Raw genomic sequence first — 15,167 nt, forward strand, 5'->3', positions numbered from 1 at the left:
GGGTGGGCGTGGTTTTTTTTATCACGCCCCCGGCCCGGGGCGGGCCGCCCCCCCCCCTACCCGGCGGGCTACTCGCCGGTACTCGTACCCACCAGTTCCGGTTCGTCCTGCGCGCCCTCGCGCCGGTTGCGCAGGATCGACGAGCCGAGCGCCAGCCCGATGAAGGCGACGCCGATCAGGCCGGTGACGATCTCCGGGATGTGGTACTTGATCCCGACCAGCAGGATCACCGAGAGCGCGCCGATCGCGTAGTGCGCGCCGTGCTCCAGGTAGACGTAGTCGTCCAGGGTGCCCTTGCGGACCAGGAAGACGGTCAGCGAGCGGATGTACATCGCGCCGATGCCCAGGCCCAGGGTGATCTGGAAGATGTCGCTGGAGATGGCGAACGCGCCGACCACGCCGTCGAAGGAGAACGAGGCGTCCAGGACCTCCAGGTAGAGGAAGAGGAAGAACGCGGCCTTGCCGCCGACCTGGAGGATCGACTTGCCGGACTTCTCTGCCGCTTCCTCGCGCTCGGCGTCCTCCTCCAGACCCGATTCGAAGATCGAGGAGAGGCCGCCGACCACGAGGTAGGTGATCAGGCCGAGGACACCGGCGAGCAGAACGGTTTCAGCGTGCTCCCCGGCGAAGAAGTTGGAGGCCAGCACCAGCACGACCAGTGCGACGACGCTGGAGAAGGCGTCCAGCTTGCCGACCTTCTCCAGCGGGCGCTCGATCCAGCCCAGCCAGTTGTGCTCCTTCTCGTCGTCGAACACGAAGTCGAGGAAGATCATGAGCAGGAAGACGCCGCCGAAGGCCGCGATGGCGGGGTTGGCCGCCTCCAGGTACTGGCCGTAGGTCAGGCCGTCGTGCGTCGCGTCGGAGTGCAGCGCGAGGTCGATGACCGTCGCGGGGTTGAGCTTCGCGGTGAGGCCGACCACCAGCAGCGGGAAGACCAGCCGCATGCCGAAGACGGCGATGAGCACGCCGACGGTCAGGAAGATCTTCTGCCAGTACGGGTTCATCCGCTTCAACACCGTGGCGTTGACCACCGCGTTGTCGAACGACAGGGAGATCTCCAGGATGGAGAGGATCAGCACGATGCCGAATCCTTGGGCCCCCCAGAGCAGTCCGGCCGCGATCAGGCCTAGGACGGTGATCGCGAACGACCAGCCGAAAGTGCGGAGGAACACGGGACTTGGTTACCTTTCGGGTTTCGGGCCGTGCCGGGGGCGGCCTCGTCCCGAGACGCCCTGACCGGGCCGGGCCCGGTCAGGTCACCCCCGCACTGCCTTCTGTTCTCATGATCGTAGGTTGGGTGCGATTGTTCTGATTTTCGCCTTTTCGCCCTTACTGTACGTTTACGCCGAAGTCGAGGGCGATGCCGCGCAGGCCGGAGGCGTAGCCCTGGCCCACCGCGCGGAACTTCCACTCGCCCGCGTAGCGGTACAGCTCGCCGAAGATCATCGCGGTCTCGCTGGACGCGTCCTCGGACAGGTCGTAACGGGCGATCTCCTGGCCGTCGAGGGAGTTGGCGACCCGGATGTAGGCGTTGCGGACCTGCCCGAAGTTCTGCAGCCGCGCCTCGGCGTCGTAGATCGACACCGCGAAGACCACCTTGTCCGCCTGCGCCGGCACCAGGTCCAGGTTGACCAGGACCACCTCGTCGTCGCCGTCGTCCTCGCCGCCGGTGAGGTTGTCACCGGTGTGCTCGACCGAGCCCTCGGGGCTCTTGAGGTTGTTGTAGAAGACGAAGTACTCGTCACCGAGCACCCGGCCGCCACCACAGATCAGGGCGCTCGCATCGAGGTCGAACGGTGCGCCCGTGGTCGAACGGGCGGACCAGCCGAGGCCGATCTGGACCTGCGTCAGGTTCGGCGCGGCCTTGGTGAGCGAGACGTTCCCGCCCTTGGCGAGCGTGACCACCATGACTGTTCTTCCTCCCTTGCCTTCTCCCGGGGCGCGCCTACAAGGTGTAGTCCCCCACGGCCCGGGCCGGCCCCGTTTGGCCGGCTGAACTTCCTGAACTCACATCCTCGCAGCGCACGGAGCCGGCACGAAGCCGGGGCGGCCCCGGACCTCTGAAGGTCCGGGGCCGCCCCGTACAAGGCTCCCGCGCCGGGCGACCGGCCGCCGTCCGGCGCCGTGTCGTGTCGTGTCGCCCGGTATCGTCCGGCGCCGTCCGGTGTCGTCCGGTCAGACGTTGACGCCGAAGTCCTGGGCGATGCCGCGCAGGCCGGAGGCGTAGCCCTGGCCGATGGCCCGGAACTTCCACTCGGCGCCGTTGCGGTACAGCTCGCCGAAGACCATCGCGGTCTCGGTGGAGGCGTCCTCGGAGAGGTCGTAGCGGGCCAGCTCCGCGTTGTCGGCCTGGTTCACCACGCGGATGAACGCGTTGCGCACCTGGCCGAAGTTCTGTCCGCGGCTCTCGGCGTCGTAGATCGAGACCGGGAAGACGATCTTCTGCACGTCCGCCGGGACGCCGGCCAGGTTGACCTTGATCGCCTCGTCGTCGCCCTCGCCCTCGCCGGTGCGGTTGTCACCGGTGTGCTCGACGGAGCCGTCCGCGCTCTTCAGGTTGTTGAAGAAGACGAAGTTCCCGTCCGAGGCGACCTTGCCCTGCTCGTTGCAGAGCAGCGCGCTGGCGTCCAGGTCGAAGTCCGTCCCGGTGGTGGTCCGGACGTCCCAGCCCAGGCCGACGACCACGGCCGAAAGCCCCGGGGCCTCCTTGGTGAGCGAGACATTGCCGCCCTTGCTCAGGCTGACACCCACTTGTCCTCCAAGAATCGGGAGGCACGCCCTGGTGCCCCCGTGGTGCGGTTCGAGGCGCCGGCCGGCGAGCGGCTCACGTGCCCCACCCGACCAACGGACCGAGCGTAGTGCGCGGTTCCCGTCCGGACGTGCGAACGGGCCCGGCGCGGCTGTTCGAAGTTCGCGGGAGGCCCGCGGCCACCGCCACGGGCCTCCACGCGGGGCCTCAGAGGGCGCCGAGGGCCTTCAGGTACTCCTGCTCGTCCCGGGCGTCCGGGAGGTCGTTGACGACGCTCCAGCGCACCGTGCCCGCCGTGTCGATCACGAAGGTGCCGCGCACGGGGCAGCCCTTCCGCTCGTCGAGGACGCCGTAGGCGCGGGCGACCTCGCCGTGCGGCCAGAAGTCGGCCAGCAGCGGGAACTCCAGGCCCTCGCGGTCGGCGAAGACGCGCTGGGTGAACTGCGAGTCGCAGGAGACGCAGAGCACCTGGACCCGGTCGTTCTGCAGCTGCGCCAGCTCCCGCTGGATGGCGCCGAGCTCGCCGGTGCAGACGCCGGTGAAGGAGAACGGGTAGAAGACCAGGACGACGTTCCGCTCGCCCCGGAAGTCGGAGAGGCGGACCGCTTCGCCGTGCTGGTTGTTGAGCTCGAAGTCCGGAGCCTCGGTGCCGACCTCGATGGCCATGAACGTGACCTTTCTGACGCGCCCGTGCCGCGCGGGCGGCGCGGCCAGCGCCATCCTCGCATCCGTTCGGGCACGTTCCGCCGAATGGATGAGGGCGGCACCCGCACGCTTCACCGCTTTCGCCCTGGGCGAACGCGTTTCCGGGCCGGCCCCGAGGCCGACGCGACCCCGGGTGAACACGCTCCGTGATGACACGGGCGGGCGCCGCCCCCGGTTCCGGACCCCGGAAAACGATCGGGCCCCGCTGGAGGGATCCTCCAGCGGGGCCCGGTGCGGGGCCTCAGAGCCCGCTCAGCGCTTGCCGCCCGGCTTGGCCGTGGACTTGGTGGCGAGCCGGGTGGCCGCCCAGTCCTTGGCGACCGCGATCGAGCTGGTCTGGGAGAGACCGGCGGTGCGGGCCGCGTCCGCGATGTCGGACGCCTCGACGTGGCCGTCACGCCCGGTCTTGGGCGTCAGCAGCCAGATCAGACCGCCCTCGGCCAGGTACTCCAAGGCATCGACGAGGGAGTCGGTGAGGTCCCCGTCGTCGTCGCGGTGCCACAGCAGAACGGCGTCGGCGACGTCGTCGTAGTCCTCGTCGACGAGATCCGTCCCGGTGAGCTCCTCGATGCCTTCGCGGAGATCCTGGTCAGTGTCGTCGTCGTACCCCAGCTCCTGGATGATCTGGCCTTCTTCGAAGCCGAGACGGGTCGCCGGGTTGGACTTGTCCGCGGGGTCCGCGGTCGCGCTCACGGGAATAACCTCCAGTATTCGGCCCGGCATCCATGCCGAGGCTGTGGCCGTAGTCCACACGGGCGCGGCGGTTCGCGCAAGTACCCGACCCCCGATCCCCCCCAAAGGTTGACGTGCCACAGCGGGGACACGCCGTTCGATGTGTCGGGAATCACACCGATTTGCCCTTCTCTGTATGAGACAAGGATGCTTCGGGTGGTCCCGGCCCACAGGGCGTACGGATGCCCGAGATACGAACGGCATTCGGGTCCGCGCGTGCGCGGGCGTAGAGTCTCCTGTTGGCCCTCACCCCGGCCGCCCGCCATCGGGCGGACGGGACACCAGGTCGGACCACCTCTGTACGTAGCACCCGGGGGTGTGCGGGGCGGGCGAAGTCGCCCGGACCGCGCACCGCCAGACCGTCCCGCCCACCAGGCGGAACGGTTACCGATCGGTAGAGATGACGGATCTCCGAGCGCGGTAGCACGATGGAGGCGGCGCGACACACCTCAGTTTCGACCGACAGTGAAGGAACAGCGTGGCTTCCGGATCCGATCGCAACCCGATCATCATTGGCGGCCTTCCGAGTCAGGTCCCGGACTTCGATCCCGAGGAGACCGCGGAATGGCTGGAGTCGCTTGACGCGGCCATCGACGAGCGGGGGCGCGAGCGCGCCCGCTACCTGATGCTCCGCCTGATCGAGCGCGCCCGCGAGAAGCGTGTCGCCGTGCCCGAGATGCGCAGCACGGACTACGTCAACACCATCGCGACCAAGGACGAGCCGTTCTTCCCCGGCAACGAGGAGATCGAGCGCAAGATCCTCAACGCGACCCGCTGGAACGCGGCCGTGATGGTCTCCCGGGCGCAGCGCCCGGGCATCGGCGTGGGCGGGCACATCGCCACCTTCGCCTCCTCCGCGTCGCTGTACGACGTCGGCTTCAACTACTTCTTCCGCGGCAAGGACGCCGAGGGCGAGTCCGGCGACCAGATCTTCTTCCAGGGCCACGCCTCCCCCGGCATCTACGCCCGCGCGTTCCTGCTGGACCGACTGTCCGAGCGGCAGCTCGACGCGTTCCGCCAGGAGAAGTCGAAGGCCCCGTACGGCCTCTCCAGCTACCCGCACCCGCGGCTGATGCCGGACTTCTGGGAGTTCCCGACCGTGTCCATGGGCCTCGGCCCGCTCGGCGCGATCTACCAGGCCCGGATGAACCGCTACCTGGAGCACCGCGGGATCAAGGACACCTCCGACTCGCAGGTCTACGCCTTCCTCGGCGACGGCGAGATGGACGAGCCGGAGTCGCTGGGCCAGCTGTCGCTGGCCTCGCGCGAGGGCCTCGACAACCTGACCTTCGTGGTCAACTGCAACCTGCAGCGCCTGGACGGCCCGGTCCGCGGCAACGGCAAGATCATCCAGGAGCTGGAGTCCCAGTTCCGGGGCGCCGGCTGGAACGTGATCAAGCTGGTCTGGGACCGCAGCTGGGACCCGCTGCTCGCGCAGGACCGCGACGGCGTCCTGGTCAACAAGCTGAACACCACGGTGGACGGCCAGTTCCAGACCTATGCCACCGAGACCGGCCAGTACATCCGCGAGCACTTCTTCGGCAGCGACCTGCGCCTGCGCAAGATGGTCGAGAGCATGACCGACCAGCAGGTCCAGCACCTGGGTCGCGGCGGCCACGACCACAAGAAGATCTACGCGGCGTTCAAGGCGGCCCGCGAGCACCAGGGCCAGCCGACGGTCATCCTCGCCCAGACGGTCAAGGGCTGGACGCTCGGCCCCAACTTCGAGGGCCGCAACGCCACCCACCAGATGAAGAAGCTGACGGTCGAGGACCTGAAGCGCTTCCGCGACCGGCTGCACCTGCCGATCACCGACAAGCAGCTCGACGAGGGCTACCCGCCCTACTACCACCCGGGCCGCGACTCGGAAGAGATCCAGTACATGCACGACCGCCGCAGCGAGCTGGGCGGCTACGTGCCGACCCGCAAGGTGCGCCCGCGTCAGCTGGAACTGCCCGGCGACGACGCGTACAAGGCGGTCAAGAAGGGCTCCGGCAACCAGACCATCGCCACCACCATGGCGTTCGTCCGGGTACTCAAGGACCTCATGCGGGACAAGGGCATCGGCAACCGCTTCGTGCCGATCGCGCCCGACGAGTACCGCACCTTCGGCATGGACTCGCTCTTCCCGTCGGCGAAGATCTACAACCCGCTCGGCCAGACCTACGAGTCGGTCGACCGCGACCTGCTGCTGGCCTACAAGGAGTCGCCGACCGGCCAGATGCTGCACGACGGCATCTCCGAGGCCGGCTGCACCGCCTCGCTGATCGCCGCCGGCTCCTCCTACGCCACCCACGGCGAGCCGCTGATCCCGGTGTACGTCTTCTACTCGATGTTCGGGTTCCAGCGCACCGGCGACCAGTTCTGGCAGATGGCCGACCAGCTGGCCCGCGGCTTCGTGATCGGCGCCACCGCCGGCCGCACCACGCTGACCGGCGAGGGCCTCCAGCACGCCGACGGCCACTCGCAGCTGCTGGCCTCGACCAACCCCGGCGTCGTCGCGTACGACCCGGCGTACGGCTTCGAGATCGCGCACATCGTCCAGGACGGTCTGCGGCGGATGTACGGCACCAGTGCCGAGCACCCGCACGGCGAGGACGTGTTCTACTACATGACCGTCTACAACGAGCCGATCAAGATGCCGGCCGAGCCCGAGAACGTGGACGTCGAGGGCATCCTCAAGGGTCTGCACAAGTACGCGCCGGGCACCGCCGGCCAGATCCCGGCCCAGATCCTCGCCTCCGGCGTGGCCGTGCCGTGGGCCCTGGAGGCCCAGCGCATCCTCGCCGAGGAGTGGAACGTCAAGGCCGACGTCTGGTCCGCGACCTCCTGGAACGAGCTGCGCCGCGACGCGGTGGAGGCCGAGGAGTTCAACCTGCTGCACCCCGAGGAGCAGCAGCGCGTGCCGTACGTCACCCAGAAGCTCCAGGGTGCCGAGGGCCCGGTCGTCGCCGTGTCCGACTGGATGCGCGCGGTGCCGGACCAGATCTCCCGCTGGGTGCCCGGTCAGTACCAGTCGCTCGGCGCCGACGGGTTCGGCTTCGCCGACACCCGCGGTGCGGCCCGTCGCTTCTTCCACATCGACGCGCAGTCGGTCGTCCTGGCGGTGCTCACCGAGCTCGCCAAGCAGGGCAAGGTCGACCGCAGCGCGCTGAAGGACGCGATCGACCGTTACCAGCTGCTCGACGTGGCCGCGGCCGACCCGGGCGCCGCCGGCGGCGACGCCTGATCACCCGCTAGACCCTGAAGGGCCGGGCCTCCGAGCACGGAGGTCCGGCCCTTCGGCGTACCCGGGTGCACCCGGGCCGTCCCACCCGCCCGCGGCGGCGGATGACGGCACGCAGCGGCCCCGGACTCGGTCGTGTCCGGGGCCGTTGGTCGCTGGCCGCTGGCCGCTGGTCGCGCGGGGATCAGATGTGGACGGCCGGGCCCGCGTCGACGGTGCCGCGGCGGGTGAGCAGGCCGAGCACCGCGGCGCCGAAGGCCACCACGGCGGCGACCGCGAAGGCGAGCGACATGCCGCTGACGAAGGAGTCGTGCACGGCACCGGCCATCGCGTCCACCGCCTGCTGCGGGGTGCCGGCCGGGGCCGGCGGGGCGATGCCGAGCTGCGCGGCCTGCTTGAGGCCCTCGGCCTCGGCGCCCTGGACCGGCGGCAGGCCGGCCTTGGCCCAGTTGCCGGGCAGCACGTCCCCGACCTTGGCCGCCATCAGCGCACCGAGCACCGCGGTGCCGAGGCTGCCGCCGACCTGCATCGCGGCCTGCTGGAGGCCGCCGGCCACACCGGACAGCTCCAGCGGGGCGTTGCCGACGATCACCTCGGTGGCGCCGACCATGACCGGGCTGATGCCGAGGCCCATCAGGACGAACCAGAGCGACATCACGCCGGTGCCGGAGCCCGCGTCCAGGGTGGACATGCCGAACATCGCGGTGGTGGTGATCAGCATGCCGGCCACGATCGGGATCCGCGGGCCGAGCTTGCCGATCGCGATGCCCGCCACCGGCGAACCGATGATCATCATGCCGGTCATCGGCAGCAGGTGGACACCGGCGGACACCGGCGACATCCCGTGCACGTTCTGCAAGTAGAAGGTCACGAAGAAGATCGCGCCGAAGAACGCGAAGGCCATCAGCACCATCAGCAGGGTGCCCGCCGACAGCGGCACCGAACGGAACAGGCTGAGCGGGATCAGTGGCTCCTTCGCCCGGGCCTGCCAGAACGCGAAGAGCACCATCAGGACCACCGCGCCGCCCAGGAACAGCAGCGTGCGGGCGTCGCCCCAACCCCACTCGGGGGCCTTGATGATGCCGAAGACCAGCGCGAACATCGCCACCGAGAGCAGCGCGATCCCGGGCAGGTCGAAGGACTTGGCGGCCTTCTCGGCCCGTACGTCCTTGAGGATCCACAGGCCGAGGCCGAGCGCGATCAGGCCGACCGGGATGTTGATGAAGAAGACCGACTCCCAGTTGACGTGCTCGACCAGCAGGCCGCCGACGATCGGGCCGGCCGCGGTGGAGGCGCCGATCACACCGCCCCAGATGCCGATCGCCATGTTGAGCTTCTCGGCCGGGAAGGCGCCGCGCAGCAGACCGAGCGCGGCCGGCTGGAGCAGCGCGCCGAATAGGCCCTGGAGCACCCGGAAGGCGATCACGGTCTGGATGTTGCCGGCGAAGCCGATCGCGGCCGAGGTGGCGGCGAAGCCGACGGCGCCGACCAGGAAGGTGTTCTTGTGGCCGAACCGGTCGCCGATCTTGCCGGCCGTGATCAGGAAGACCGCCAGGGCCAGCAGGTAGCCGCTGGTCACCCACTGGATCTCGGAGGGCGCGGCCTTCAGGTCCGCCTGGATGACGGGGTTGGCGATGGCGACGATCGTGCCGTCCAGGGCGACCATCATCACGCCGACCGCGACGGTCAGCAGGGTCAGCCAGGGGTGCCCCTTGAGCCCTCCCCCGCCCGGTGGCGTGCGCTGCGGCGGGACGTCCGCCTTGGCGTTCTTGACGACGGACTGGCTCATCTGGGGCCCTCCGGGGGCATGGCAGAGAACGGAACGTGGGCGTGGCGCCGCGACCCACCCGTCCCCACGAGTGCCCGGTCGGCGAGCGCCACTTCCGGCAGATTATGTCAGCCACTGACATTCGGCAAACACTGACTTCTGGCTCTGGCTGACATTTGTCAGAGCGCTAAGGTTGTGCTCCTCACCCCGCCCGCACGCGCTCGGAAGGCCCCGCCATGGCCGCTCGCACCCCCACCCCCACCGCCGCCCCGGGCACCCCCGAACGGCTGCCAGGGCTGCGCGAGCGCAAGAAGCAGCAGACCAGGGACGCCCTCGTCCAGGCCGCCCACGTGCTCTTCCTCGGCCAGGGCTTCGCCCGCACCACCGTCGACGAGATCGCCTCCGCCGTCGAGGTCTCCCAGCGCACCTTCTTCCGCTACTTCGCCAACAAGGACGAGGTCGCGCTCGCCGTGATGGCCGACGCCGAGGACTACTTCATCGAGTGCCTGTGCCGCCGCCCGGCCCACGAGTCCCCGCTCCAGGCCCTGCGCGCCGCGATCGTCCAGTCCTGGCGCGAACTCGGCGCCGAACACCGCAGCGGCCCCCGCTCGATCACCACCGCCCTCGAACTGATGCGGATGATCGAGGAGACCCCCACCCTGCTCGCCACCCACCTGCGCCGGGTCACCGAGCAGGAACGGGTGGTCGTCCGGGTAATCGCCGAACGCGAGGGCCTCGACCCGGCCGAGGACCTGCGGCCCACCGTGCTCGCCGCCGTCTTCGGCAGCGTGCTGCGCGCCGCCCACCTGTCCTGGACCCCCGACCAGGAGCCCGCCGGGCCCGAGGGCATGGTCGCCGTCATCGAGCGCCACTTCGACCAGCTCGGCCCGGCCCTGGCCGGCCACTGGCGCACCGGCCCGCAGTAGCACCGGCCACGCGGTAGTACCGGCCCGCAGCAATACCGGCCCGCAGTAGTACCGGCCCGCAGTAGTACCGCGGGCACCGCTCCCGGCCCCGGAACCGTGCCGGGAGCAGTAGTACCCGGGTAGCACCCCCTACTCCGGTAGCACTCCGATGTTCGACCCCAGTGCGACGACGGGCGGTCGGCACCCTCTTAGGCTGGCCCGCGATGAAGACGATCACCACGACCGAAGTCCGCGCGCAGGCCCTCCGGCTGCTCCGCTCGCTCCGGCACCACCTCACCACCCCGACCGGCGGGTCCACCCCGCTGCTCGGGGACTCGCCCCGGGCCTGGCTGCGCCGACTGCCGTACGTCGTCGCGCTGATCATGCAGGCCTCGCTGATCCCCACCGGGATCGTCGCCCTGGTCGACTTCTACGGCGTCGCCGTGCCCATCGCCGGCGCGCTCACCATCGCCCAGACCGCGCCGCTGCTGCTCGCCATCACCCGGCCGCTGGCCGCCTGGTGGATCAGCGCGGCCACCCTCGTCACCACGGCCTCCATCACCGCCCGGCACCACCAGCTCGGCGGCACCTGGCCGTGGACGGCGCCGATGATCCTGGCGTACGTCTTCCTGCTGATCGCGCTCGCGCTGCGGGAGAGCCGGGCCACCCTGATCGCGGTCTGGATCGCCACGATCCTGCTCACCCTCCTCACCACCACGCTCGGCTTCCCGCACGCCGACGACGGCACCACCATGCTGCTGGTCGCCCTCGGCGGCGCCGCCCTGCTGCTCGGCTGGGCCGTCCAGGACCGCGCCGAGGCCCGCCGGCTGCTCGCCGAACAGGAGCACATCAGTGAGGCCGAACGCGAGCGGCGCACCCTGCTGGAGGAGCGCGCCCGGATCGCGAGGGAACTGCACGACGTGGTCGCCCACCACATGTCGGTGATCGCCGTGCAGGCGGCCAGCGCGCCGTACCGGATCACCGGCGTACCGGCCGCGGCCACCGAGGAGTTCACCGCCATCGCCGGCACCGCCCGCGAGTCGCTGACCGAGATGCGCCGACTGCTGGGCGTGCTGCGCAGCGAGGAGTCCGCCGCCGAGAAGGTGCCGCAGCCCGGGATCGAGCAACTGCCGCAGCTGATCGAGACGGTGGGACGGGCCGGGGTCCCGGCCGAACTGACGGTGGATCCGGGGCTGGCCGAGGCGGTGCCGAAGGCGGTCGCCCTGTCCGCGTACCGGATCGTGCAGGAGGCGCTGGCCAACGTGGTGCGCCACGCGCCCGGCTCGCGGGCCCGGATATCCCTGGTCGACGAGGGCGCCACCCTGCTGCTGACCGTGGTGAACACGCCCCCGCCCCAGCACACCGAGTCGCTGGAGGCCTCCATGGAGGGCACCGGACAGGGACTGATCGGAATGCGGGAACGCGCCCGGCTGGTCGGTGGCAGGCTGGAGACCGGCCCGATGCCGGACGGCGGCTACAAGGTCGCCGCCGTCCTGCCCCTCGAAACCCCCCGGGAGAAGCCCGCATGACCATCCGCGTGATCATCGTCGACGACCAGGCCATGGTGCGGGCCGGCTTCGCCGCCCTGCTCAACGCCCAGAGCGACATCGACGTGGTGGGGGACGCGGCCGACGGCGCGCAGGCCCTGGAGGTGAGCGGCCGCACCCACCCGGACCTGGTGCTGATGGACGTCCGCATGCCCGTCATGGACGGCCTGGAGGCCGCCCGCCGACTGCTCGACCCCGCCGTCCCCGGCGCGCACCGGCCCAAGGTGATGATGCTGACCACCTTCGACGTGGACGACTACGTGTACGAGGCGCTGCGCGCCGGGGCCAGCGGCTTCCTGCTCAAGGACGCCCCGCCGGCCGACCTGATCTCCGCGGTCCGGGTGGTCTCGGCCGGCGAGGCGCTGCTCGCCCCCTCGGTGACCCGCCGGCTGATCGAGGACTTCGCCCGCAACCGGCCGGCCCGGCGGCGCGACCCCAAACTGCGGCTCAACGGCCTCACCCCGCGTGAGACCGAGGTGCTGGAGCTGATCGCCCGCGGCCTGTCCAACCAGGAGATAGCCGGCCGGCTGGTCCTGGCCGAGCAGACCGTCAAGACCCACATCGGGCGCATCCTCGCCAAGCTCGACCTGCGCGACCGCGCCCAGGCCGTCGTCCTCGCCTACGAGTCCGGCCTCGTGACGCCCGGCCAGTGACGCCGGTCCGGTGACCCTCTGCGGCTCCAGCCCGACGGCTCCGGTCCGGAGACACCCCCCGTGGTACCCCGAGCGATACCCCGAGTAGTACCCCGGTAGCACCCGGGAGTTGGCCCCGCGGTGTGACGTCCGCGGGGCCGTCGCATTTCTACCTTCCTTTCCGTCGAAGTCGAACGGATCAGGGAGGGGCCGGACATGGGGAAGTTTCGGGTCAAGAGAGCCATCGCGGCCAGTACGGTGATGCTGGCCGCGGTGCTCGGTCTCGGCGGCTTCTCCACGGACGCCCAACAGGCCGTCACCGGCCCGCCCCCGGGCAGCGCCGCCTGGGTGGCCGACACCGCGTTCGGCCTCCACCCGCCCGACCCGGCCACCGCCACCCCGGCCGAAGTCGCCGCGTTCTTCGCCGAGTTGACGCCCGCGCAGCAGGACGCGCTGGCCGTCCGGCACCCGCTGGTGGTCGGCAACCTGGACGGCGCCCCGGTCCAACTCCGCTACCGGGCCAACACGCTGGCCCTCACCGCGGAGCTCGGCCGCGAACTCGCCCGGGCCACCGACCCTGCGCTCACCCCGCAGGACCACGAGCAGGCCCGCACCCGCGCCGAGCGCTACCGCGCCCTGCTGGACGGCGACCGCCGGATCCTCGTCTTCGACCCGCGCGATCGCGGGGGGGGGGGGGGGGGGGGGGGGGGCCGCCCCCCCCCCCCCCCCCCCCCCCCCGGGGGGCCCCCCCCCCGCCCCCCCCCGGGGGAAAAAGAACCCCCCCCCCCGGGGGCGGGGGCCCCCCCGTGTAATCGCTTACTCCCCCCGGCGGGGGGGGGGGGGGGGGGCGGTGTTCGGCGCCCCCCCCCCCACCGCCCGCCACACCGCCGTCGTCGTCCCCGGCTCGGACAACGACCTGGAGAACTTCGACCGCTCCCCCGGCTCGTACGGCACCCCCGCCGGCATGGCCCGCTCTCTCTACCGGGCCACCGACCGGCAGAGCGCCGTGATCGCCTGGACCGGCTACACCACCCCGGTCGGGATCGGCCTGGGCGCCGCCACCGAGGACCTGGCCCGGGCCGGGGCCACGCGGCTCACCCGGCTGCTCGACGGACTCGCCGTCAGCACCCGCCCGCAGGCCCCGGCCACGGTGTTCTGCCACAGCTACGGCTCGGTGGTCTGCGGGCTGGCCCGCCCCGGGCCCGACCAGGCCTCCGGCGTGGTCGTCCTCGGCTCGCCCGGGATGGGCGTCGGCTCGGCCGCCGCCCTCGACCCGCGCGTCCCGCTCTGGGCCACCGCCCGCAACGACTCCGACTGGATCGGCCGGGTCCCCTTCGTCTCGGTGCTGGGCCTCGGCCACGGCGCCGACCCGACCGCCCCCGGCTTCGGCGCCCACCCGCTGCCCGCCACCGGATCCGAGGGCCACGCCGGCTACTTCGCCCCCGGCACCGCCTCGCTCACCGCCTTCGCCGCCATCGCCCTCGGCCTCGACCGCTGACCGCTGACCGCCTCACCGAAAGGAGCACCGCCATGGCCCACCCGCTGACCGCCCTGCGCCGCGCCGCCCACCAGGTCGACGCCCGCACCCCCGAGACCCGCGACCGCGCCCTGGACGGGCTGCGCGCCCTCGCCCTGCTCGCCGTACCGGTCGGGCACTGGCTGCTCGGCGGCTTCACGCTCTCCGCCGACGGCGCCCTGCACAACGCGAGCCCGCTCTCCTCGCTCGGCGGCCTCGCCCCGATCAGCTGGGTGCTCCAGATGCTCGGGGTGTTCTTCCTGGTCGGCGGCCACTCCTCGGTCCAGTCGCTGGAGCGGGCCCGGGCCAAGGGCGTGACGTACCTGGGCTGGCTGCGCGGCCGGTCGGTGCGGCTGCTGCGCCCGGTGCTGGGGGTGACGGCCGTCTGGGCGCTGCTGATCGCGCTGCTGCCCGCGCTCGGCGTCCCCGGGGACACCGTGCGGACCGGCGCGACGCTGGTGGTGCAGCCGCTCTGGTACATCGCGGTCTACCTGGGGCTGACCGCGCTCACCCCGCTGTGCGTGGCGGCCGGGCGCCGGCTGGGCGGCTGGTCGGCGGGCGTCCTGGTGGCCGCCGTCGCCGCCGTCGACCTGCTGCGGTACGGGCCGTGGGCGGAGGCGGTGCCGTCCTGGGTCGGGCTGTTGAACATCCTGCCGGGCTGGCTGTTCGGCTACCAGCTGGGCGTGCTGTGGGCGCAGGGCCGGCTCGGCCGCCCGGTGGCCCGGGTGCTGCTGGTCGGCGGCGGCGCGCTGTTCGCCACGCTGCTGCTGGCGTTCCACTACCCGGCCAGCATGGTCGGGGTGCCCGGGATGGAGCGGACCAACTCGCACCCGCCGTCCCTGCTGGTGCTGGCCCTGGCGGCGACGCAGTGCGGCGCCGCGGTGCTGCTGCGGGATCGGCTGGGCCGGCTGCTGACCCGCCGTCCGCTGCTGTGGCTGCCGGTGGTGGCGGTCAACCTCTCGGCGATGACGATCTTCTGCTGGCACCAGAGCGCGATGCTCGCGGTGGCGGTGCCCGGCGCGGCCGGACTGGGCGCCGCGCCGGGGCTGACCACCGCGCCGGACTCGATCGGCTGGGTGGCCGCCCGGGTGGCGCTGCTTCCGCTGTTCGGGGCCGTGCTGGTGGCGATCGGGTGGTTCACCCGGCGGTTCGACGGGCCGTGGACGGCCTTCTCCCGGGCCGGGAAGGCGCTGGCCGCGGCGGGTGCGGCGCTGTTCGCCGCGTACGCGCTGGGCATGGTGTGACCTGCGCCGGAGAGTGAGGCACCGGAGGGGGGGGGGGGGGGGGGGGGGCGCCCCCCCCCCCCCGGCCGGGCCCCCCCCCCCCCCCCCCCCGGCCCCCCCCCCGGCGGGGGGGGCCGCCCAACAAAAACCAGCAGGACACCACC

At 71.7% G+C, this 15,167-nt stretch carries 11 protein-coding genes and 1 pseudogene; 6 read left to right on the plus strand and 6 right to left on the minus strand.

Annotated elements, in window-relative coordinates; all coding sequences use genetic code 11:
• Positions 1-68: 68 nt before the first annotated feature.
• From ACFV6D_RS18285 to ACFV6D_RS18305, 5 genes are all read right to left on the minus strand, one after another.
• Positions 69-1,172 (minus strand): DUF475 domain-containing protein, encoded by a 1,104-nt coding sequence (locus ACFV6D_RS18285; protein WP_380343789.1) that lies wholly within the window; start codon positions 1,170-1,172, stop codon positions 69-71.
• Between the two features lie 157 nt (positions 1,173-1,329).
• Entirely contained in the window at positions 1,330-1,908 is a 579-nt protein-coding gene (locus ACFV6D_RS18290) for a TerD family protein (RefSeq protein WP_063347439.1), read from the minus strand.
• A 267-nt stretch (positions 1,909-2,175) separates the two neighbouring features.
• Complete coding sequence (locus tag ACFV6D_RS18295; RefSeq protein ID WP_063347440.1) at positions 2,176-2,751, minus strand: TerD family protein; 576 nt, start codon at positions 2,749-2,751, stop codon at positions 2,176-2,178.
• Between the two features lie 205 nt (positions 2,752-2,956).
• The gene (locus ACFV6D_RS18300) at positions 2,957-3,415 is read right to left on the minus strand and encodes a peroxiredoxin (RefSeq protein ID WP_380560489.1); all 459 of its coding nucleotides are present in this window, start codon (positions 3,413-3,415) and stop codon (positions 2,957-2,959) included.
• 291 nt (positions 3,416-3,706) lie between these two features.
• Positions 3,707-4,147, minus strand: a complete 441-nt coding sequence (locus ACFV6D_RS18305) for a DUF3052 domain-containing protein (RefSeq protein ID WP_063347441.1) — start codon at positions 4,145-4,147, stop codon at positions 3,707-3,709.
• Positions 4,148-4,664: 517 nt separating this feature from the next.
• On the opposite strand from ACFV6D_RS18305, the gene aceE reads away from it, so the two are divergent.
• Positions 4,665-7,415 carry a pyruvate dehydrogenase (acetyl-transferring), homodimeric type gene (gene aceE, locus ACFV6D_RS18310; RefSeq protein ID WP_380374941.1) on the plus strand — a complete coding sequence of 917 codons (2,751 nt, stop codon included), beginning with the start codon at positions 4,665-4,667 and terminating at the stop codon, positions 7,413-7,415.
• 159 nt (positions 7,416-7,574) lie between these two features.
• On the opposite strand, the pseudogene ACFV6D_RS18315 reads toward aceE, so the two are convergent.
• Positions 7,575-9,132: pseudogene (locus ACFV6D_RS18315) on the minus strand (MFS transporter); the annotation flags it as partial.
• 284 nt (positions 9,133-9,416) lie between these two features.
• On the opposite strand from ACFV6D_RS18315, the gene ACFV6D_RS18320 reads away from it, so the two are divergent.
• From ACFV6D_RS18320 to ACFV6D_RS18340, 5 genes are all read left to right on the plus strand, one after another.
• On the plus strand, positions 9,417-10,106 hold the full coding sequence (locus ACFV6D_RS18320; RefSeq protein ID WP_063347444.1) for a TetR family transcriptional regulator: 690 nt from the start codon (positions 9,417-9,419) through the stop codon (positions 10,104-10,106).
• 203 nt (positions 10,107-10,309) lie between these two features.
• On the plus strand, positions 10,310-11,614 hold the full coding sequence (locus ACFV6D_RS18325) for a sensor histidine kinase (RefSeq protein WP_380480100.1): 1,305 nt from the start codon (positions 10,310-10,312) through the stop codon (positions 11,612-11,614).
• A complete protein-coding gene (locus ACFV6D_RS18330) occupies positions 11,611-12,285 on the plus strand; it encodes a response regulator transcription factor (RefSeq protein WP_063347446.1) in 675 nt (224 codons plus the stop codon). The genes ACFV6D_RS18325 and ACFV6D_RS18330 overlap by 4 nt, the downstream gene beginning before the upstream one ends.
• Positions 12,286-13,114: 829 nt before the next feature.
• The gene (locus tag ACFV6D_RS18335) at positions 13,115-13,762 is read left to right on the plus strand and encodes an alpha/beta hydrolase (protein WP_380560490.1); all 648 of its coding nucleotides are present in this window, start codon (positions 13,115-13,117) and stop codon (positions 13,760-13,762) included.
• A gap of 32 nt (positions 13,763-13,794) precedes the next feature.
• Positions 13,795-15,024, plus strand: coding sequence for an acyltransferase (locus ACFV6D_RS18340; protein ID WP_380560491.1), 1,230 nt, complete (start codon positions 13,795-13,797; stop codon positions 15,022-15,024).
• The last annotated feature ends 143 nt before the right edge of the window (positions 15,025-15,167 follow it).

Origin of the sequence: Kitasatospora sp. NPDC059812, assembly GCF_042732075.1 — a bacterium.
Taxonomy (GTDB): domain Bacteria; phylum Actinomycetota; class Actinomycetes; order Streptomycetales; family Streptomycetaceae; genus Kitasatospora.

Excerpts from the sequence above, each read along its gene's own strand:
- ACFV6D_RS18290 (WP_063347439.1), bottom strand. The coding sequence starts at position 1,908 with ATGGTGGTCACGCTCGCCAAGGGCGGGAACGTCTCGCTCACCAAGGCC.
- ACFV6D_RS18300 (WP_380560489.1), bottom strand. The coding sequence starts at position 3,415 with ATGGCCATCGAGGTCGGCACCGAGGCTCCGGACTTCGAGCTCAACAAC.
- ACFV6D_RS18320 (WP_063347444.1), top strand. The coding sequence starts at position 9,417 with ATGGCCGCTCGCACCCCCACCCCCACCGCCGCCCCGGGCACCCCCGAA.
- ACFV6D_RS18325 (WP_380480100.1), top strand. The coding sequence starts at position 10,310 with ATGAAGACGATCACCACGACCGAAGTCCGCGCGCAGGCCCTCCGGCTG.
- ACFV6D_RS18330 (WP_063347446.1), top strand. The coding sequence starts at position 11,611 with ATGACCATCCGCGTGATCATCGTCGACGACCAGGCCATGGTGCGGGCC.
- ACFV6D_RS18340 (WP_380560491.1), top strand. The coding sequence starts at position 13,795 with ATGGCCCACCCGCTGACCGCCCTGCGCCGCGCCGCCCACCAGGTCGAC.